Consider the following 700-nt stretch of genomic DNA (forward strand, 5'->3'; position numbering starts at 1 on the left):
GCATTCGCCGTTGCAGCGCATCGGGCCGGCCGGCGGCCGGCGGATCGCCCGCGTCGTGCGCGGCGGCGATGCCGGCTTCGGTCTCGGCGACCCGGTGGACGAACGCCCACAGCCGCGCGACGAACGCGCGCTGCCGGCGCACGAGGTCGTCCGACCAGTTGACGTCGTTCTCGGGCGCGGCCGCGCCGATGATCGCGAGGCGCAGCGCGTCGGCGCCGTAGCGCTCGATGATCGATGCGAGGCTCACCGCGTTGCCCGCGCTCTTGCTCATCTTGCGGTCGTCCTGCTTGACCATGCCGAGCGCGAGCAGCGTCGTCACGGGCTCGTCGACATCGGCGATGCCCATCCCGCGCAGCGCGCGCGCGATCATCCGCACGTGGAAGAAGCAGGTTCGCACCTGGTCGGCGCCGCCGATCATCAGATCCACCGGCAGCCATGCGTTCGCGTCGTCGCGGTTGAACGGATCGTCGACATCGACGCGCTTGCACATCCAGTGGTACCACCACGGGCTCGAATAGGCTTCGAGGGTTTGCGCGTCGCGCCGCGCGCTCGCGCCGCAGCGCGGGCAGCGCACGTCGCGAAAGCGCGCGTGGTGCTCGAGCGGATTGCCGGGCCGGCTCAGATCGACGTCCTCCGGCAGCCGCACGGGCAATGCGTGCTCGGGCACCGCGACGGGGCCGCACGCCGCGCAGTGCACGAT

The 700-nt window shown here is 71.9% G+C and carries 1 protein-coding gene; it reads right to left on the minus strand.

The genetic code is table 11. The annotated features are described in order from the left end of the window. Window positions 1-700, minus strand: a 700-nt coding sequence (locus J5M71_RS26270; protein WP_207838377.1) for a class I tRNA ligase family protein, incomplete at both ends; no start/stop codon positions are given.

This window comes from Pseudomonas sp. 43(2021), assembly GCF_017490805.1.
GTDB lineage: Bacteria > Pseudomonadota > Gammaproteobacteria > Pseudomonadales > Pseudomonadaceae > Aquipseudomonas.